The organism is Ruegeria sp. O5, from assembly GCF_056535105.1.
Window position 1 is genome coordinate 54,098 of sequence record NZ_JBQERN010000015.1, and the last position, 19,351, is coordinate 73,448.

At 57.3% G+C, this 19,351-nt stretch carries 16 protein-coding genes and 1 pseudogene; 13 read left to right on the forward strand and 4 right to left on the reverse strand.

The window, feature by feature from the left end:
• The first annotated feature begins 496 nt into the window (after window positions 1-496).
• Window positions 497-955 carry a hypothetical protein gene (locus tag ACR0M3_RS16170; protein WP_480773485.1) on the forward strand — a complete coding sequence of 153 codons (459 nt, stop codon included), beginning with the start codon at window positions 497-499 and terminating at the stop codon, window positions 953-955.
• 381 nt (window positions 956-1,336) lie between these two features.
• Window positions 1,337-1,582: a hypothetical protein gene (locus ACR0M3_RS16175; protein WP_480560612.1), complete on the forward strand. Its 246-nt coding sequence runs from the start codon at window positions 1,337-1,339 to the stop codon at window positions 1,580-1,582.
• A 349-nt stretch (window positions 1,583-1,931) separates the two neighbouring features.
• Here the strand turns inward: ACR0M3_RS16175 and ACR0M3_RS16180 are convergent, their stop codons facing one another.
• The 3 genes from ACR0M3_RS16180 to ACR0M3_RS16190 are packed head-to-tail and all read right to left on the reverse strand — an operon-like array spanning window position 1,932 to window position 5,791.
• Window positions 1,932-3,650: an alkaline phosphatase family protein gene (locus ACR0M3_RS16180; protein ID WP_480911688.1), complete on the reverse strand. Its 1,719-nt coding sequence runs from the start codon at window positions 3,648-3,650 to the stop codon at window positions 1,932-1,934.
• A gap of 55 nt (window positions 3,651-3,705) precedes the next feature.
• Entirely contained in the window at window positions 3,706-4,707 is a 1,002-nt protein-coding gene (locus ACR0M3_RS16185; protein WP_480911689.1) for a DUF1214 domain-containing protein, read from the reverse strand.
• Window positions 4,708-4,723: 16 nt separating this feature from the next.
• Window positions 4,724-5,791: a DUF1214 domain-containing protein gene (locus ACR0M3_RS16190; protein ID WP_480911691.1), complete on the reverse strand. Its 1,068-nt coding sequence runs from the start codon at window positions 5,789-5,791 to the stop codon at window positions 4,724-4,726.
• Window positions 5,792-5,866: 75 nt separating this feature from the next.
• Here ACR0M3_RS16190 and ACR0M3_RS16195 point away from each other — a divergent pair, with 75 nt between their 5' ends.
• From ACR0M3_RS16195 to ACR0M3_RS16220, 6 genes are all read left to right on the forward strand, one after another.
• Complete coding sequence (locus ACR0M3_RS16195) at window positions 5,867-6,886, forward strand: helix-turn-helix transcriptional regulator (protein ID WP_480623896.1); 1,020 nt, start codon at window positions 5,867-5,869, stop codon at window positions 6,884-6,886.
• A gap of 460 nt (window positions 6,887-7,346) precedes the next feature.
• Entirely contained in the window at window positions 7,347-9,068 is a 1,722-nt protein-coding gene (locus tag ACR0M3_RS16200; RefSeq protein WP_480911694.1) for a sensor histidine kinase, read from the forward strand.
• A complete protein-coding gene (locus ACR0M3_RS16205) occupies window positions 9,065-10,357 on the forward strand; it encodes a sigma-54-dependent transcriptional regulator (protein ID WP_480911696.1) in 1,293 nt (430 codons plus the stop codon). The genes ACR0M3_RS16200 and ACR0M3_RS16205 overlap by 4 nt, the downstream gene beginning before the upstream one ends.
• A 107-nt stretch (window positions 10,358-10,464) precedes the next feature.
• Entirely contained in the window at window positions 10,465-11,475 is a 1,011-nt protein-coding gene (locus ACR0M3_RS16210; RefSeq protein ID WP_480911698.1) for a C4-dicarboxylate TRAP transporter substrate-binding protein, read from the forward strand.
• A gap of 79 nt (window positions 11,476-11,554) precedes the next feature.
• Window positions 11,555-12,190, forward strand: a complete 636-nt coding sequence (locus tag ACR0M3_RS16215; protein WP_480911699.1) for a TRAP transporter small permease subunit — start codon at window positions 11,555-11,557, stop codon at window positions 12,188-12,190.
• Window positions 12,177-13,577: a TRAP transporter large permease gene (locus tag ACR0M3_RS16220; RefSeq protein WP_480911701.1), complete on the forward strand. Its 1,401-nt coding sequence runs from the start codon at window positions 12,177-12,179 to the stop codon at window positions 13,575-13,577. The genes ACR0M3_RS16215 and ACR0M3_RS16220 overlap by 14 nt, the downstream gene beginning before the upstream one ends.
• 525 nt (window positions 13,578-14,102) lie before the next feature.
• Here ACR0M3_RS16220 and ACR0M3_RS16225 read toward each other — a convergent pair.
• Complete coding sequence (locus ACR0M3_RS16225; protein ID WP_480911703.1) at window positions 14,103-15,122, reverse strand: IS110 family RNA-guided transposase; 1,020 nt, start codon at window positions 15,120-15,122, stop codon at window positions 14,103-14,105.
• A gap of 515 nt (window positions 15,123-15,637) precedes the next feature.
• Between ACR0M3_RS16225 and ACR0M3_RS16230 the strand changes: the two genes are divergently transcribed.
• From ACR0M3_RS16230 to ACR0M3_RS16250, 5 genes and pseudogenes are all read left to right on the forward strand, one after another.
• A complete protein-coding gene (locus tag ACR0M3_RS16230) occupies window positions 15,638-16,624 on the forward strand; it encodes a DUF3179 domain-containing protein (RefSeq protein WP_480486499.1) in 987 nt (328 codons plus the stop codon).
• A 60-nt stretch (window positions 16,625-16,684) separates the two neighbouring features.
• Window positions 16,685-16,867, forward strand: a pseudogene (locus tag ACR0M3_RS16235) (IS6 family transposase); the annotation flags it as partial.
• Between the two features lie 309 nt (window positions 16,868-17,176).
• A complete protein-coding gene (locus ACR0M3_RS16240) occupies window positions 17,177-17,584 on the forward strand; it encodes a phasin, PhaP (protein ID WP_480482927.1) in 408 nt (135 codons plus the stop codon).
• Window positions 17,585-18,155: 571 nt separating this feature from the next.
• Window positions 18,156-18,602 carry a MarR family winged helix-turn-helix transcriptional regulator gene (locus ACR0M3_RS16245; RefSeq protein WP_480911705.1) on the forward strand — a complete coding sequence of 149 codons (447 nt, stop codon included), beginning with the start codon at window positions 18,156-18,158 and terminating at the stop codon, window positions 18,600-18,602.
• Entirely contained in the window at window positions 18,599-19,219 is a 621-nt protein-coding gene (locus ACR0M3_RS16250; protein ID WP_480911706.1) for a cysteine hydrolase family protein, read from the forward strand. Before ACR0M3_RS16245 ends, ACR0M3_RS16250 begins: the two co-directional genes overlap by 4 nt.
• Window positions 19,220-19,351: the final 132 nt, after the last annotated feature.

Sequence of the window (19,351 nt, forward strand, 5' to 3'; positions counted from 1 at the left end):
AACGTTCCAGTTTTTCCATCTGGATTTGAGGGGGTTGTTGAGTTCGGCGCGCCGCCCCACGAGTACTTCATCGAACCGCCAAAGTATTGAACTGCACTTTCCGAGTGCCGGAGCGCCAACGCACTTTTCATCTCATGGACGCAATTTGAACACTCTCCGCAAATATCAGTGCGGAGCGGCGCGCCTTGATGGGGATTATGATTTCAATGAGGGGGTACGAGTTCGGCGCGTCGTACCACCACCGCCGGACATACTCGTTGTCCTTTGATTTGTTTAAATACTATCTTTTGATCCGGTTTGCGATTTTTGTGAATGGGTGATTAGTGGAAGAGAATGAAGGCGTCTGGTTTAGCCAGGTCATGTATGACACAACGTTGATGAAGCCCATTACCTCCGAGCAGGCTTTAAGCAACTTGCCGACTGCTGGTGCAGTAGACAACAAAAACAGGGCTGGATCGTTCAATCCCGTGAGGCCTTTCCTAAATTAGTTTTTGGAATGTATCCGAACAAAAAGCTTCAGGCGCTGCCCGAAATTTTCAATGGGCCATATGGTCCAGTCGTATCTCGCGCGGTAGCGAATGTACTTCGCGAAGCAGAACTGGGAAAAACGAAAATCTATCCTTTGAACGTTTGCCAACACGACCGTGTGACACCAGTTGAAGGCGAGTATTTTACACTCGCCCTTGGTGAACAAAAAACGGCGTTTGTTCCGGATCGGTCGAATATGGTCAAACCTATGGGGAATAAACCAGATACTTGGATGAAGCGGGGCATGAAACCCAAAGACTTCGACATTGTTGTTTCAGGTATAGCCTTGGAGGGACCCGATTTGTGGGTTGATCCGCGCTTGTACTGGAGCCTGTTTTTTAGCGCCCGCTTGGTAAAAGCGCTGAAGGCAGCGAAGCTCACACGCCGCTTCGGACTGAGTAAATGTAAGGTTGTTTCCATTCGCTAAAGGGGTACGAGTTTGGGGGTGACGCATTATCGATACCGGCCAAGTCATGGGAAAATCTGGCTGGTTGTAAGTGTCCTTCTGGAGGCGGTTTGAAGTCTATTTCGGTGCAGAGTAGCGGCCCGGATTTTTGGCTCATCGCCGGAATACTTCTGGGCGTCATCCTACTGTATTTGACCTTGCGATTGATGCTCCGCGTATTCGGGGCAAACAAAGAGAAAGTCTCGTGCCGCTGGAAGAGAGAAACCGCGCAGGACAAGGAAACTCTGTGCGCTTGGAATTGTCGGGCATGCGGCGTTACAGCATATTCTGGAAACGGACGGAAACCCACAGGCTGTCGCAAGTCCGCCAAACCACAGAGCTTATAGTCAGGATGGCACGGACATGAATGTAGATGAACCGAAGCTGGTGATGTCAGACAGGTGCAAGGCTGTGCTTTTAGACGGGTATCGGTTTGAAATCGAAATCTACCGCTTGGACAACCAGGACAAATGGACGTTGGAAGTGGTGGACCATGAAGACGCCAGTTATGTCTGGGACGACAAGTTCAATTCGGACCAAGCGGCCCTTGATACAGCAATTGAGGTTTTGAACAACGAAGGCGCGTTGGGCTTCATGGGGAAAGAGTAGAAACCTTAGGGTAATCTTAGTGTGGCTAGTGCCGAAACCAAACCAGATATCCAGTGGATCTTTACACTTCCTGAGTTCTTTTCCTGACTTTCCTGCGCGCCCTCGCCGACCGTTTTCTACACCCCTCAGAGCAATACCGCGCATCAGTCCTGCGATAGTCGGGCAGGTCATCCCCACACCACCGACAAACCCAAGTGCCTTGCTTCACACAGCATAGCATCGCCTTTGCCCGCTTTAAAACCGGAAAGCGGTCCATCTCTGCTACCGCGAACCTGTCAGCGCGAAAAGCTGGAAGCGGACATTCAATCCGACCCAGTTACTGTCTCCGCTTTGCATTACCGCGAGGCGCCTAGTACCCGACGACTTCCCCCAACACTTCTCCTGCGCCGCCGTCGGGTGGGCGCGTATCTGCGACCGCGGCAAGCGTCAGCGCCAGATCGACTGTATGCACTCGACGCGAGACCCGCTGTGGCGCGAGGCTGAAACCGGCAAAAGCTATGGGCACGTGGGTGTCATAACGCCAGGGCGAGCCGTGGGTGACTGTGACCGAGAGACCGTCGAAATCGTTGATGAACCAGCCGGGGCTGGCCACCAGATAGATGTCGCCCGAGCGGTCGGGGTTGTAGTTGTTGGCCACGACGCGCATCAGCGCATTGTCGGGCAGGGCGCCCGTACGAATGCGGGACGAAGGCACAGCGAAGGCGATACCTTCGAAGGTCGACAGTTCTTCGGCGATGGCGGTTTCCAGCGCGACAAGGTCGATGTCGTCGCGACTGTGCACCTCTTCCGAGAGGGTGAGGTAGGGGTGGTCATAGCCCGCTATCAGCGGATCGCTAAGGCCAAAGCGCGCGCGGATGCGATCGGCGGCGGGCTGGGTCGCCCAGTGCTCGGGGTTGACGTAGCCGCCCATCTCTCCCAGCTCGGCCAGGTATCCCGGCGCCTCGGGCGTGCCGTGATCGGCGGACAGCGCGATCAGGGTGTTCTCGAGCCCGATCTCGGCGTCGATAAAGGCGAAGAGATCGGTCAGGGTGCGGTCGAGCCGGAGCAGGTTTTCCTCGGCCTCGAGGCTGGAGGGGCCGAAGCCGTGGCCAATGTAATCGGTCGCCGAGAAGCTGACGGAGAGGTAATCGGTGACATCATCCTGCCCCAGGCCCTCGGCTGTGATCAGGGTCTTGGCGAAATCGGCGGTGATCTCGTCCCCGGCAGGGCTGAAGGTGAGCAGCGTGGGGAAATAGGGATCGTTCTTCCACGAGAGCGGATCGACGGTCGAATAGGGGTGCGGGAAGGTGCGCCCGAACCCGGCAAGATCAGTTTCCCAATCCTGATCGTCGCGATCGCCAAAAAGATAGCTATCGATGGGATGGGTCAGCTGCCACGAGGTGCCGAGATAGTTTTGCAGGAAATCCTTAGCGTTCCAATCGGTCACCCAATCCGGGTAGCTGTCGTAATAATAGCTGGAGGTGACGAATTCCCCGGCGGATTTGGAGAACCAGAACGCCTTGCCGGTGTGGCCCGCCATCGAGACGGCACCACGATCCTTGACCGAGACACCAAAGACCTTGGCGCGGCCCTGGGTGGCGATGGACAGCTCGTCGGAAAAGGTGGTGGTCAGGATGGCGCGGGGCGAACGGCCATCGGAACTGGCGGCAAGCTGGGTGGGGTCGACCTCGGTGTCGGGGTTCACGTCCGCGCCCCGAGTGAGGAGTGGATAGTCGGCGTCCTCGACATTGTAGATAGTGCGCCCCGTGGCGCGGTCGTACCAGAGGTTGCCTACCATGCCATGGGCCGACGGATGCGCGCCGGTGGCCAGCGTGGTATGGCCGACGACGGTTTCGGTATTGGCGTGGGCGTGGTGGGCGTTGTCGTAGTAGACGCCCTGATCCATCAGATAGCGGAATCCGCCCGAGCCAAATTGGTCGTAGTGGCGGAAAGGCAGGTCGCCCCGCAGCTGATCCACAGTGATCTGGAGGATGAGGCGCGGCTTATCCTCGGCTAATGCACCGTTCGCCAAGGAAAACGCCAGGAAGACGGCGCAACTGGCCGTTTGGACAGGTGGCTTTTTCAACATCGAAGGCTCCTTCCTCTCGTCGATCGGCCCACGCGGTGCGCGGGCCGTCGCGTCATCAGTTTAGGGGCAGGACATCCGGGAAGGTCCAGCTGCCATCGAGGATTTCGGCGCGTGGCTGGTAGAGCCGGACCGTGTAGTTCCAGCCCGGCGTAAGAGGGATGCAGTTGATCCGGTCATCCTCGCAGCCACCGAAATGGATGGTGAAGGAACCATCCTCATTCGGGGTGGCCGAGGTGTTGTTATAGCTGTTCCGCCCCAAATCGTTGGGCGCGAGGAAGCCGTCAGCGTCGTAGACGGTGATCGACCAGAACGCGTCCACCGGCACGTCTTGCAGCGTCACGGCATGGGGGGTCGCGCCGTCATTCCTATCGACGGCGTCGACAAAGGCGCTGGCCGTCGTGGCCGGCTGCCCCGCCCAGCCCGCCATCCCGATCAGATGGCCCAGCGGGTCCACCTCGTCGCGGCGGCCAAAGGCGATGCTGGCATCAAGGCCGACGGCAGCGGCGAGGTCACTGACCGCCTTCCGCGCAGCGGCAAGGGCGTCAAGATCCCAGTTCGGAGCCTCGAAGGGGCCGGTTCCGCCGCCTTCGAGGCGTATTCCGTCCTGCACCGCATGGGCGCGCGCCGTATCGTCGGGATCGCCCGCGTCGATGAAGGTGCGGAACAGGAGCATCGCGAAGCGGGTCCCGACCTCGTCCTCGGTCAGCTCGTATGCACCGGGTTCGGCATAGGCAAAGTTGTAGTGGTCCTGGCTGATCACCAGCACCGACTGAAACCGTCCGTCGCCCTCCGGCAGCGTCACCGTCACCGGCTCGGACAGATCGATGAGGGCGGACGAATACAAGGTGTCCTGGTTGGGCCGGATGACTGGCTGCGGCTTGTCGGCGGAGGTTACCTCGCGCTCATGGGCGATCTCGCCGACACCTGTTCCGTTGTTCTTCATAGTGAGCCGGAACATCGTATCGCTCTCGGCGCGCATGAGGTTCCGGATCGTGATATCTTCGGCGAGAACTGGTGCGGGTGCGCAGAGGGCAGCGGCAAGGAGAAGGTGTTTCATTTTTCTGTCCTTTCTGTCAGTTCGCGGGCTCGACACCCGGGAAGACCCAGCTTCCATCCAGCACTTCCGGCGCTGCACGATAGAGCCGCACGGTGTATTGCCACCCCTCGACAAGCGGCAGGCAATTCACGCGCCCGTCCTCGCAGCCGCCCAGATGCACGGTCATCGAGCCGTCCTCATTGTACGTCCCGCTGACGGAGTTGATGACATAGGCGTCCATCGCGTTCGGCGCGAAATAACGGTTTGCATCATAGAGGCTGACCGACCAGAAATCCTTGACGGGCACGTCGGCCGGCACTTCGATCTTGTATTTCCCGACCGGCAGGTTCGGCGAGATCCCGAGATAAAGTGCCTCATCCTCTGGCAACCCACCCCAGCCACCGGCCGTCCCAATGAAATGCCGCACTGGATCGACATCCTCCTTCTTGCCGAACATGTGGAAACTGTCCGGAAGGTAGGCGCCGACACCGACGGCGGCCCTTACGAGCCCTATATAGTCCTCTTCGTCATAGGGCGGGACGATGAAGGGTTTGGACGAGGCAGCGTCGATCGACATCTGGTCCTGGATCGCGTGCACGGCGGCCAGGTCCGCGGAATCGGTCGCATCCAGCAGGACGCGCAGATAGACGGCGACATATGGCGTGTCAAACGTGTCCATATCGAGTGTATAGGCGCCGCCACCGTGCAAGACCTTGTTCAGGTAGTGGTCCTGGTTGATGACCATCGCCGACATGTAGCGGTCGCCGACATCCGGAAGGGTGACCGTCGCGCCCTTGCTGATATTGATGATCGCGGCGCTATAGAGAGTGTCCCGGTTCGCGCTGATGGTGGTCTGAGCATGGACGGGCATCATTTCGCGGAAGTGGTAGAACTTGTTTACCCCTCCAGCGAGGGCAACATATTTGCCGAACTCGATATCTGTCGCGGCACGGATAAAGTTGTCTACCGTGACTGGGATTTCCCTGCTGTCGGCAAGTTGGTCCACTGTGGTGTCGAAGTTTTGGGCATGAGCGGGACCGAAGACGATCGCGGCCAGGAATGCAAGAAACAAAAATATGCGGTTTGCCAACTGTTTACCTTTCATGAGTCGCCCCTCAAGTCTTCGTTTTCCTGGCGTTTTATCATAGTGCGACCGGTCATTTTGTGACAAAGAGACGCTATGAGACAGAAGTTGGTCAACATCATCGAACTGGCGCACGTCGTGGACATTCTTGACAGCTTCGTCCCGAAACACGTCGTCGGGAGTGCGCTCCGAACGGCTGGTCTCGACCGTAAGATGCTGTCAGAAGGAACCGGGTTTGTTTCCTACGCTGCTGAGGCCGTCATTCTGGAGTCCGTCGCCCGCATGATAAGCGATCGCCATCTGGGTGCCAGGGTTGGCTGGGCCTTCGACTACTTGGCTTACGGAGCTTATGCGAACTACGTGCTGGGCGCACCGGATCTGCGATCTGCGCTTGACCGCGGGCGACGCGCGCTGTCGCTGACGCATCCTGGCTCTGAAATCGTGATCCGACAGACTGACACGCACGTTGTCGTCGGACGAGACTCGAAAGGCTTCTCGGTCGTCGGCCACCGACACCTCGACGAAGGGGCGCTGTTCGTTATTTCCAAGGTGGCCAGGCATTTCCTCGGCACGGACTGGCAGCCCGATTGGTTTGAACTTCCCGATGGCAATGGTGACGACAAGTCAAAGCTTGCAGATCTGTTCGGCGCACCTGTTAGGACGGGAGCCCAGTCACCGTCCGTCGCGCTTCGGCTTTGCGACCTTGACACGCGAAACCCGCACCCCTTGCAGTCTCGGAAGACTATTACATTGGGGGACCTGGGTGCGCTCATGGGGGTTGAGCCGGTTCAGTCCATTGAAGGCGCGGTTTTGCAAATCATGCGCGCTCATCTTCCGACAAGTGTGCTTTCCGAGAGCAAAGTTGCGGCCCATCTTGCGATCGGCCCCAGGTCACTTCAGAGGGCCCTTAGGGCGGAAGGGACGGCATACAGGACAATCCGCTCCATGCTCATCGAGGAGCAGGCGCGCGAAATGCTTCAGCAATCGGACATTCCGGTCGAACGGATCGCCGAAATGCTGGGATACATAGAGCCGAGAAGCTTTCGCCGTGCGTTCAGGGAGTGGACCGGCTCTTCACCAAAGAGCTTCCGGGGAAACCGAAACACAAACACTTGAGTCGTTGCCGCTGATCACATTCGCATATACACGATGGATTTTCTGGAAACCCAAGGCGTCCCGAAGTCTGCCAAAAAATTTTGAATTCCCCAGACCTGCGCTTCGTCCGCTCTGGCGGCATTTGCCGTTCTTGAGAATGTGCGGCCGCAGCGAATGGCAGGTCCGGCGACGCCGCACTGCGGAGACTGCAAGCGGGGAGAAGGTCCGCAAAGGGCCGTCCTCATCGTTGTAATCTTGGCCTAGTCCGAAGATGCTGCAGTCGATCTTACGGCGGCAGTGAGCCCACTCTGACCGATGCTGCGCTGCGCACGAACGTCTATTGTTGGAGAAGTGCCAACGCCGTTGCAAAACCAAACCGAGTTTCGCCTACGGCTCTTGGGTCGGCGGCTTTCGAAGACTCATGACTGGTCACAAAAACCGTACAATTGATTTTTTTGGCCCTTTGAGGCACTTGGGCTGGATGCGATTTCTTTTTGTCTTACCAACCCTGCTGGCTTGCCTGTGTGCATCCGTCCTCTTTTGGGGGTCGCATTCGTACTTCAAGTCACAAGAACTGGACAAGGCAGCAGCGCGCCTGACGCTCTATCGCAGCACGGTCGCTGCGACCCTTGAACACTTTACGCATTTGCCGTTCCTGCTCTCGCAAGACCCGGTTGTCATTGAGACAGTCAAAGGTGGGGATACGCGCGCTCTGAACAAGCGTTTGGCGCGATTTGCACAAAGTGCAGGCATCGACGCGATCTATCTGATGAATGCTGAGGGACTGACAATCGCGGCATCCAATGCGCGATCTCCAAACAGCTTTGTTGGCCAGAACTACGCATTCCGCCCCTATTTTCAAGCAGCCCTTAACGGCGAGCTTGGTGAGTTCTACGGCATTGGGGCCACGACAGGTATTCCCGGATATTTCTACGCGATGGCCGTGCGGCCCGAGCGCGCGGAAAACAAAGGGGTGATTGCTATCAAGCTGGACTTGTCGATCCTTCAGGACAGTTGGCAAGCATCTGGGGAACGGATTATTCTGTCGAATTCGGACGGGGTGGTTCTTTTGGCGTCCAATCCGGACTGGCGGTATCGCACCTTAGAGGAGCTTGATCCGGAGCAACGCGAACGCATCGTAGCGGCGCGCCAGTTTGCCGAGGAACGGCTGACCGCATTGGACTGGACCCCGAACTTGGGAAACCAGACCGTGACCATTGAAGGCGAACGCTACCTGTATCTTCGCGCCAGCAACCTGCCCAATTCCTGGTCGCTGCACCTGCTTGCGCCGGACGACGTCGCTGTCACTCGAGCATGGCTTACGACCGGAGCGATGGTTTTGCTTGGCGGTGCTCTTCTGCTGGGTTGGCAAGTGCGCCGCGTGCGCCAGATTGGCGCGGCCCTGGTACGGTCAGAGCACGAAGAGGCAACGCTTCGTTCGGCAAACGAAAGACTGGCCATTGAGATCGAGGAACGCAGGACGGCTGAAAGAAACCTGAAAAAGACGCAAGCTGAGTTGGAGCGGGCGGGGCGATTGGCAGCTCTGGGTCAATTGGCTTCGTCTGTGACGCATGAACTGGGTCAGCCAATTGCCGCGATGCGCAATCAACTGACAGCGTCGGAGATGTCTTCAGGACCATCAGGGTTGGGCGAAAAGATGCAGGAACTTGTTGCGCGGATGGAGGACATTACCCGTCAACTGAAATTCTTCTCGCGAAAGGGACGCGATCAATTTGATGATGTGGACCTGGAACAGGTTGTGTCCGAGGCACTGAATTTGCTGACACCTAACATCGCTGCCGTGGCAGCGCAGATCACCTTCAAGCCGCCAGACGCCAGTATCCGGTTGCATGGCAACAAACTGAGGCTGGAACAGGTCATCACCAATCTGGTGCGCAATGCGCTGGATGCGGTTGAAGGGGCCGAGACCCGCCAGATCACCATCGGGTTAGGGGAAACCGGGGACATGATCTGGTTTGAGGTCTCGGATACGGGGCACGGCCTGGGCGGGCAAACACTTGATGATCTGCGTGAACCCTTTGCCACGACCAAGGAAAGCGGCAAAGGCATGGGGCTTGGCCTCACGATCTCGGCGGGCATCGTATCGGATCATGGCGGTGTGTTGTCGGCAAAAGACCGGGAAGATGGAGGGGCGATCTTCCGGGCCGAGTTTCCAAAGACCCCTGAAGGATCAACGTCGTGACACAATTCCGTATTTTGATTATAGACGATGATCGCATGATGCGCAGCTCGCTTGTCGACCTGATGGAGGCCGCAGGCTGGACCACCAAAGACTTGCCCCGCGCGATCGAAGCCGAACGCTGGCTGGGTCAATTCAACCCCGATGTGATCCTGTCGGATGTGCGCATGCCCGGCATGTCCGGCATTGAGCTCTTGCAAAGCCTGGGCGACGCCCCGCCGGTGGTTCTGATCTCGGCTCACGGAGACATCCCGATGGCCGTAGATGCCATGAATTTCGGAGCCTACAGTTTCGTTGAAAAACCCTATGATCCAAAGCGGCTGCTGACGATCCTGACCCATGCGGCGGAACAGCACCAGATGCGGGAACGTAATCTTCGGCTCCGCTCTCGCCTGCATCAGTTGTCAGGTCTTGACCGGGTGCTGGTAGGCCAAACACCTGAAATGCAGCGCCTGCGCGATACGATCACCAATGTGGCCGACAGCGATGCCGCCGTTCTGATCCACGGAGAAACCGGAACTGGAAAAGATCTGGTTGCACGCGCATTGCATGATGTCTCAATACGCTGTGACGGCCCCTTTATCGCGGTGAACGCGGCGCAGTTCGGGGTTGAGCAACTGCCGCTTATCGTGCGTGCGGCGACGGGCGGGACATTGTTCCTGGATGAAATCTGCGCGTGCCCGATTGAGGTACAGTCAAGCCTGTTGCGCCTGATCGAAACCAAGGAATTCCTTGATCCGGCCAGAGGCGCACCGGAACAAGCGAATTTGCGAGTGGTCTCGGCCACCAATGTCAACACGGACGAGGCCGTTGAACAGAATGTGCTGCGTGCAGACCTGTTGTTTCGGCTGGATACGTTCGGCCTGAAACTGCCGCCGTTGCGCGCGCGTCTGGATGACATCGCATTGCTGGCAACCAAGTTCCTGACAGAGTTTGCGACGGTCTACGGGGTGGCGGCCCCAGAACTCGCAGAGGAAGACATCACGGTCTTGCTGGCACATGGCTGGCCGGGCAACGTGCGTGAGCTGCGCAATGTCGTAGAACGCCGCGTGATTATGGCGCGACAGGGATGTGAGAGCATCGCCGAGGTCATGCCGGGCGGCCAGTTCGATGCCGCGTCCCGCCCCGGATTGCGTGAGGCGGTCGCGTCTTTTGAACGGCAGGTGATCGCCAAGGCCATCCAGACACATCAGGGTCGCATGGACGAAGTGGCCGATGCGCTGTGCATCGGACGCCGCACCCTGAACGAGAAAATCGTCAAACTGGGTCTCGACAAGGACGCCCTTTTGTAGCCTGCGGAATTCCGCAGGCATCGGCCTCGCTCCCACGCAATTTTCTTCATGAGTCCTGCCTCTTCAATTCTGGTTTGGTGCGCCCATCAAGCTGGAGGAGACTACTGATGCAAAAATTTCTTGGACGTGCAGCCGTTGCTGCCCTTGCGGTGGCCTTTGGCACCGAAGCGATGGCAACCGAGTGGAACGTTTCGCTCTGGGGGAAACGCCGTGCCTTTACAGAGCATGTCGAAAAGCTGGCGGAACTGGTCAGCGAAAAGACCGCGGGTGAGTTCACGCTGAATATCAGTTATGGGGGTCTTTCCAAGAACCGCGAAAACCTCGACGGTATCTCCATTGGTGCCTTTGAAATGGCGCAGTTTTGCGCAGGCTATCACCGCGACAAGAACCCCTCGATCACCGTTCTGGAACTGCCCTTTCTCGGCGTGACTTCGCTGGAGCAGGAAGTGGAACTCTCGATGGCTGTCTATCAGCATCCCGCGACGGTGGCTGATCTGGGGCGCTGGAATGCGACATTGTTGATGCCGTCGCCTTTGCCGCAATACAACATCGTTGGTGTAGGCGATGCACCATCGAAACTGGCAGATTTTGAAGGCCTGACCGTTCGCGCGACTGGCGGCATCGGCAAAGCGATGGAAGCCGTAGGGGCCGTGCCGACATCCATGTCGGCAACCGAAGTACGGCAGGCGATGGACAGCGGTGTCGTCAAGGCAGTCAGCTTTGCGCCGCACGCCCATATGTCTTTTGGCACAATCGAAAACGGCAAATGGTGGACGACCAATCTCAACCCTGGCACCGTGAATTGCCCGGTTGTGGTGAACACCGACGCCCTGAACGACCTGAGCGATGAACATCGTGATGCCCTGCTCAGCTCGGTTGATGCGGCACTGGACCACTATGTCGCCAGCTACAATGGCAAGACCATGGAGGCCTGGGGGCCTGCTCTCGAAGAACGTGGCATTACCCAGGTGACGTTCTCGGATGACGAGATAGAGGCATTCAAAGAGGCCGCCGCTGCGCCCGCAGCTGCCGCCTGGATCGAACAGAACGCGTCTGCGGGCCTGCCTGCACAAGAACTCTATGACCTCGTGACCGGAATGATTGCGAAGACGAACTAGCAGCCACTCACCCGGCCCTGCGCGTCTTCTCCCATCGTGCGGGGCCGATCATTTTCCTTTTTCAGGTTGGATTTGTCCGATGGCAACAGCATCCCTTGTGCTGACCGATGACAGCATGATCAGCCGCCTCGATCTGGCGCTACTGCGTTTTGAACGGATCTTGGCCCTTTTAAGCGGGCTGGCGGTTTTTTCTCTGATGATCCTCGCAGTTGTGTCCGTTGGTGGTCGCAACGCGGCCAATACCCCTCTGCCAGGCTACGTTGACTGGATCGAGCAGGCGATGCCGCTGATCGCCTTCATGGGCGTGTCCTACGTGATGCGCGAGGGCGGGCATATCCGAATGGATATTTTGGTGGGCCGCCTGCGCGGGCGCGCGCTTTATACCGTCGAGTTGATCACGACCCTCGCCGTGTTGGCACTGATGGTACTGATGGTTTGGGGCTCCTGGGCGCATTTCGGGCGCAGCTTCGACTTTGCGGCGCCGATGTGGAGCCGCGACAGTTCCATGGACATCGCACTGCCGATCTGGCCTGCCAAACTCCTCGCGCCGGTCGCTTTCGGCGTTCTCTGTCTGCGACTGATCTTGCAAAGCCTGGCGTATGGTCGGGCCATTTTGACAGGCCACGCCATCGCCGTCCCGCTGATCGCGGATGCCGCCAAACAAGCTCAGCTGGAAGCTGATCAGTTGAAGGATGATCCTGATGGAACCGATTGAGATTGGCCTTTGGGTCACGGGCGGTCTGCTCGTTCTCGTTGTACTTGGTATGCGGGTTGCATTTGCTGCCGGTCTGGCCGGGATGGTTGGCCTGATCTGGATTTTCTGGGCCAAGAAGGACTATGGCGCGGGTGACTTCGGCTGGGCCTTGAGCGTGGCCGTCAAAACAGCCGGTCAGGTGCCTCATTCCAAAGTCTCAAGCCAGGCCTTGTCCCTGATCCCGACCTTTATCCTGATCGGTTATCTTGCTTACTACGCGGGGCTGACCAAGGCGCTTTTTGAGGCCGCCAAACGCTGGATCGCCTGGGTGCCAGGAGGACTGGCTGTCTCGACCGTATTCGCAACCGCGGGATTTGCCGCTGTTTCTGGTGCGTCGGTGGCAACCTCCGCCGTCTTTGCCCGGATCGCCATCCCCGAGATGCTGAAAATCGGATATGACAAGCGATTTGCTGCGGGTGTAGTTGCGGCGGGCGGAACATTGGCCTCGCTGATCCCACCCTCTGCCATTCTCGTGATCTATGCGATCATCGTGGAACAGGATGTCGGCAAGCTTCTTCTTGCAGGGTTCATTCCGGGCGCATTTTCGGCCCTGATCTACGGGATGCTGATCGTTGGCATGGCGCTGACTATCAAAGGCTTCGCCCCGCCGGTGAGTGGATTCACATGGCGCGAACGTCTGATATCTCTGCCCCCGGCGCTGCCCATCGTCTTTGTTGTCGTGACCATCATCTGCTTTGTCTACAACCCTTTCGGTGGCGATGCCTGGGGCACGCCCACAGAAGGCGGCGCAATCGGAGCCTTTGTCGTATTTCTCATGGCCCTTTGGCGCGGCATGCGTTGGACCCAACTGAAAGACGCATTGCTTGAGACTGCCAAGCTGAGTGTTATGATCTTCACGATCATCTGGGGTGTGCTGATCTACGTGCGCTTTTTGGGCTTTGCTGATCTGCCGGGGGCGTTCTCCGACTGGATCACATCGCTCACCATGTCGCCCATGCTGATCCTGATCTGCATTCTTCTGGCCTATGCGGTGTTGGGCATGTTCATGGACGCCATCGGAATGCTTCTTCTCACGCTCCCCGTCGTCTATCCTGCAGTCATGGCCCTGAACGGCGGAGAACTCGTCTCTGCCGCCGACAGCACGTTCGGGATGAGCGGACCGATGTGCGCGATCTGGTTTGGCATTCTGGTGGTGAAGATGGCCGAGTTCTGTCTCATTACACCACCCATAGGCCTGAACTGCTTTGTTGTGGCGGGGGTCCGAGATGACCTGACAGTCCAGGATGTATTCAAAGGTGTGACGCCGTTCTTTGTTGCAGATGCCATAACCATCGCACTGCTCGTCGCCTTCCCCTGGATTGTGTTGTGGCTGCCCAGTTTGGCGTAGGAAAAAACGCCAGGGAATCCTTACCGGCGCCCTAACTTTTGAGTTGGGGTGTCTTACTTCTGCGCCAAGCTGATAACTCATAGATTTCTTTGGCAGGCAGAAACGAGTCTTCCGGACACTACCCGTTTCGCCAAAGCCGACTTTGGCGCAGCCGCAGCGAATTGGAGCTTTGTCCCGCAATCTGTGAGTTCGACGAGGCCCGGAGTTCGCGCTTGCGGCGAATGTCCGGAAAGCGGGCTGCAACCGCAGAATTCAGGACTAAGGTCGAACGGCATCTGTGGGTGGCTCCTGCATTGCAAGAGTTTTTTGGCGATTTCTGCGGTCGATTTCGTCAGTACTGTCGTCTGTCCGGCCTGTTCGTGCGGTGGTGTTCCGCTGGCCCTGATGAATTCCGCGAGCGAGGTTCCAATCGGCTTATCGGCCTCGGAAGAGGGCCGCTGCCATTCCCGGAGTGTCCTTGCTCTTGGTTGACTTACTTCCGCATCATCACTTCAACGTCTTGCATCTCGTGGGCAGTCGGTGTGGTTAGAACGCCGGCTGCCGGTATTCCTGTTTCTTCGTGAGCATCGCCCAGATGGCCCGCGCTGCCTTGTTTGCCATGGCGACTGTTGCCAGCCGGAACGGCTTGTCAGCGATGATTTTGGCAGTCCAGAGATCGACCTTCTCGGGTGAGCGTTTCGCCATGACCGCGCGCGATGTCATGCTCACGACCAAAAGTTTGCGAATGTAACGATCGCCTTGCTTTGTGATCTTGCCCAGCTTCTCCTTGCCGCCGCTCGACTTGTTGAGCGGGGTGAGGCCCAGCCATGCGGCCAGATCTCTTCCTGTCCGAAACTGATGCGCGTCACCGATTGTGGCGACAATTGCTGACGCTGTGATCGGCCCGATGCCAGGCATGCGCATCAATCGGCGTGCATCTGCACTCAGCAATGCATGTTGCTCGATCATCTTCGAATAGCCGTCAATGCGTTCATTCAGGCCGATGAACTGATAGCACTGTATGCCAAGCATGCCGTTCGCGATTTCAGGCATGTCGGGATGATCGCCGCTCAGATGGCGCTTCGCAAAAGCCGTCACCGCTTCGATCCCGATGGGCAATATTTGCCCAAACTCGCGCAATAGGCTGCGGATCATGTTGGCCAACTGTGTGCGCTGTCGGACGGCCAGGTCGCGCGTTCTGTGAATGGATAATATGGCCTGCTGGTCTTCCGTCTTGATATCTACGAAACGCATTGTCGGACGGCGGACCGCCTCGCAAATCGCTTCTGCGTCGACAGCATCGTTTTTTCCGCGCTTAACATATGGTTTGACATATCCGGCAGGCATGAGCTTCACATCATGCCCGAGCTTGCGCAGCTGACGACTCCAATGATGGGATGAACCGCAGGCTTCCATGCCAACCGTGCACGGTGGCAGTGTCTCAAAAAACGCCAGCAGCTTCGCGCGTTTGATCGCCTTGTTGAAGATGACGCAGCCGCTCTCCGAAATGCCGTGTACTTGAAAAACATCCTTGGCCAGATCGAGGCCGACGGTCTTTACTGTCATTGGGTGGCTCCTTTCCTAGCAGTCTTTGACAACTGCACTTTGGCACATTCGATGCCGGTGGAGCAGGAACCACCCACCTCATCCGGATTGGGCCGTTCTCCAAGTTTCCTTTCGACGTTGAGTTACTTGAGGCCGGTACCGCTTTGGAGGTTGGAGGGCATCCTTTGTGCGTATTTCGGAAGCCGCTTCCCGGTCAGGGCCCAAAATCGATACAATCCGCTATTACGAGGCGGCGGTGGTAGTTCCAAACGTGGCCCATGGTACGGACGGGCAACGTAGTTTTTACGACCCGGTCGGGCTTTGCGGTGCTGGCGCTTTGCCGGTTTCGGGGTGCAGTGAACCATGCGGGGCAGGCCCTAGCCGGAATCTCGGCCCTTGCCTCCACCCTGGTTTGCCGACGCCCCGAGGGGGCAACCTGATACCGGAGGCATGAATTCTCTTCACATTCCTGTGCCAGCCCTTTGCAGACAGGTGTCCAGCCGTCAGGATTGCGCATCCCCCGACCGGAGATTCCAATGCGCCGTCCTGTCCTGTTCGCCTTTCTCTTCGTCGCCGGTACAGCGCTCGCCAGCCCCGACCGCTGGGAACTTGAGTGGCCGCAGACCAATTTCAGCCGCAGTGCGGTCACGGATTGGTCCGAGATTCAGTCCGGCGGTCCGCCCAAGGACGGAATCCCTGCGATCAGCGATCCCAATTTCCTGCGCGTTTCTGACGAAACGAGACTGGGTAAACGCGAGCCAGTAATCACGCTTGAGATCGACGGGGCCGAGCCTCGAGCCTATCCGATACGCTATCTGGTATGGCACGAGATCGTGAATGACAGCGTCGGCGGTATCCCGGTGGCCGTCACCTTTTGCCCATTGTGCAATTCCGGCATGAGCTTCGATCGGCGCACCGCTGCGGGCACGCTCACATTCGGCGTCTCAGGTAAGCTGCGCCATTCCGACATGTTGATGTATGACCGCGAAACTGAAAGCTGGTGGCAGCAGGCCATCGGCCGGGCCATCGTCGGCGATCTGACAGGCACCGAATTGAAGACCCTGCCCACTTGGATGGAAAGCTGGGAGGAGTTCAGCAGCCGTAACCCGGATGGGCTGGTGATGAACGAACCGGCCTATATTCGCGACTATGGGCGCAACCCTTATCGCGGCTATGACACCCTGTCGCGGCCCTTTCTCTATTCCGGTGAAAACCCGCCCCATGGCATCAACCCACTGGCGCGCGTGATCCGCGTCGGCGACAAAGCCTGGACTCTGGAGAGGCTGAGAGCAGAGGGCGAGATCTCTGAGGCCGGGAAAACGCTCTCCTGGCGCGCGGGGCAGGCCTCGGCCCTCGACACCGGGCGCATCGCCAAGGGGCGCGATGTAGGCTCAGTCCGGGTGCGTAACGCATCGGGACAGGATATCGCCCATGATGTCATGTTCGCCTTTGCATTCCACGCCTTCTGGCCGGAAGGCAGATGGATGCTGGCCGACGGGGGTGAACGTACGCTCTCGAAATGACCGCTTGACGGACGCGGGCCAGACAGCCATCAGCCGCGTGCAATCAAGTTAGCAATGCCCCTGCCGTTCCGACGAAGAGAACGCACCATGCAACGTTTCAAGCGTATGCGAAGTTTGCTGAAATTCGCCTCCGTCCACTCCTCCGTCTAAAACCATTTCAACCAGGAAAGATCGCTCACCAGCCGAGACACCCTAAAGCTGACACGGTCCGCCGCTCTTGCCGAGTTGCGCAAACTTGGTGCTGTATATTGGTGCTGTATAAAGGACAGTTCTTTTGGCCTAACGGAGACAGGTTCGAATTTGTCTGACAGCACCTTTGTCTGACAGCACCGGTCAAGCACCCGCGGCCAGTGATACTAGCGATTCGGGTTCCATGCCGTTGACGCCGGCGTCGGAGACTAAGTTGCTTGCAAGCAAGTTTTTGAAAACGCTTCCGTTCCACTGCTTTCCCTAGCGTAAACTTATCTCCTTGCATTGCTGTGTCGCAGAAAGGATAAAATCTCAATTGGAGATAATGCGGGGTGGGCCCGCAAGACACTAGGACTTAAGACAATGGAAAAAATCCAGAACTTCACAGCGATTTGGAAAGATGCGATGGGCGAATTTCCCCTCAAAGCCGCAGTCTTCGAAAATGCGTTCAGAACTTCCACATCGCTGAGCGAAAAACTGTCGCGCATTTCATTAGAAGCGGCTGAAAAATCAACGGATATTTCCAGCGTGTGGACCAAAGATACCATTGTCAAGCTGACCGAAGTGTCAAAAGCCAAGGCGGAGCCAACTGAGTACGCAAAAGCTGCCACAGATTTTTTGTCGGGCGCTACCGAAGACGCCACTGAAATGATGTTTGCTTTTGCCGAGATCGCCAAGAAAGCCCAGATAGACACTGTCGAGTTGCTGATGACCGCCGGCAGAGACATCACCAAAGAATCCGCCGCTGCAAAGAAAGCCTTAGCAGCCTAATTCGGAACAAGAGAACAGAATTGCGCCGTTTCTTATTAATTGGTGCAATAGAGAAGGGCAGATTGAAGAATCTGCCCTTTATGCGCGTGTGTAAGAGGATCGAAACGTTATGTATGATATGCTCCGGTGCGCACCTATGTAACGTAGCCCTATGTAAAGGCGGCGTGAATATCGCTTATTTACAAGCCTCCGATGGGGGAAACCATTGATCGCCGTCGAAAAAGATATCCGTATCCTGTCATCCTTTTGGGAATTTTTTGGTCAAGAAGCGGTTGCTCGTTCCACAGGGATAAATGATTGGTTAACCCGTAGACTATTAGTTTATGACAACCCAAACTTTGGCGGTGCAGCGAATGTCGGCAATGCGGGCTGCGCTGCAGCGTTCCGAAGGTACAACGCAGGTCTGGTTTGGGCCGCCTGCGTGAACCGTTATTGGCAGGGCAGGGACCCTTTCTGCATCGGCCCCGAGGTCCTTTGTGAGCCCAGACCTACCGGATGCTGCACGATGTATAAACGTCAGCTTTGCTAGAGATGACATTGCACTTGTCAAAACGACATGTATAATGTCGTTATGAAAGCAGAACAACTTCACCAACTGATTTGGATGTCACGCCCCTTGATGCAGGCCGCAGAAGCCTGCGTAGAAGCGGGCTTGGTCGGAACCAACCTAACAGTCCGGATGCGCGCCGTTCTTGAGATGCTGGACAAATATGGAGAGCAGACCGTGCCAGAGATTGCGGCACGACTCGAAATCAAACGGCAATACGTTCAGATCATGTGCAATGAGACGCTCGCCTCAGGTCTGGTCGAGCAACGCCCAAATCCTCGCCACAAGCGGTCTCCTGTCCTGGCGTTGACCGATCACGGTCGCACCCTCATCGAGGAGATTATTTCCAAGGAAATGAAGCTCATGGAGAGGGTTGGTGCGAACCTGCGCAGTGAGAGCATTTCCACGGCGCTTGAGGTGGTGCTCACAGTGACGGACATACTAAAAACCCAAGCGGGAGAGAGCGAATGACTTTCGGTGTTATCTTGGCCACCGTGGTCTTGCTCGTCATTCTATGGCTCGGCAACGGTATAAGACGCATTGGCGCGGTCAGTGTTGGAGACACGATATCGGACCAGAATGGATCAGCACTACTGCTGATTGATCTACAGTCGGTGTTCTGGGAGCGCGGTCCGTACTTGAACGCCGCAAAAGAAGGCGCCGCAGGTGTCATTCTTTCGGAAGTAGAAGCTGCGAAAGCGCAAGGCCATCCCGTCATCGCCGTGCGTCAGGAATGGTCTATCCCTTCAACCAAGGCAGTGGCAAAACTCTTGATGAAAGGGCAGGCGATAGAGGGCAGCGACGGGACCGAAATTGCCGATGTTTTCACATCACTACCTGACCATGTGCTTATTAAGCGCGTGCAGGACGCATTCGAAACAGGCGAACTTGATGCTCTTTTGAAGGGTTACGGCGTCGGCAGGTTGCGTCTTGTTGGTTTGGACTTGAATTACTGTGTGCAAAAGACGGCGCTGGCGGCCAGAAACCGAGGCTATGAAGTCACCGTCGTGAAAGAGGGGACGCTCGCAGCCGCGCCGACGGAAAGCGCTGAAAAGAAGATGTCGTCAGCAGGAGTGGCCGTTTCCTGAGCGGACATTGATCTTTCAAACGCAAACGGCAGCTAAGTCCGGATAGTGTTGAAGAAGTCGACGTTTGAACTGCCGGTTGGCGAAGCCGAAAGCAGTCGATTTATTCCTCTCAGCCTGTTGGTTCTGGTTGCG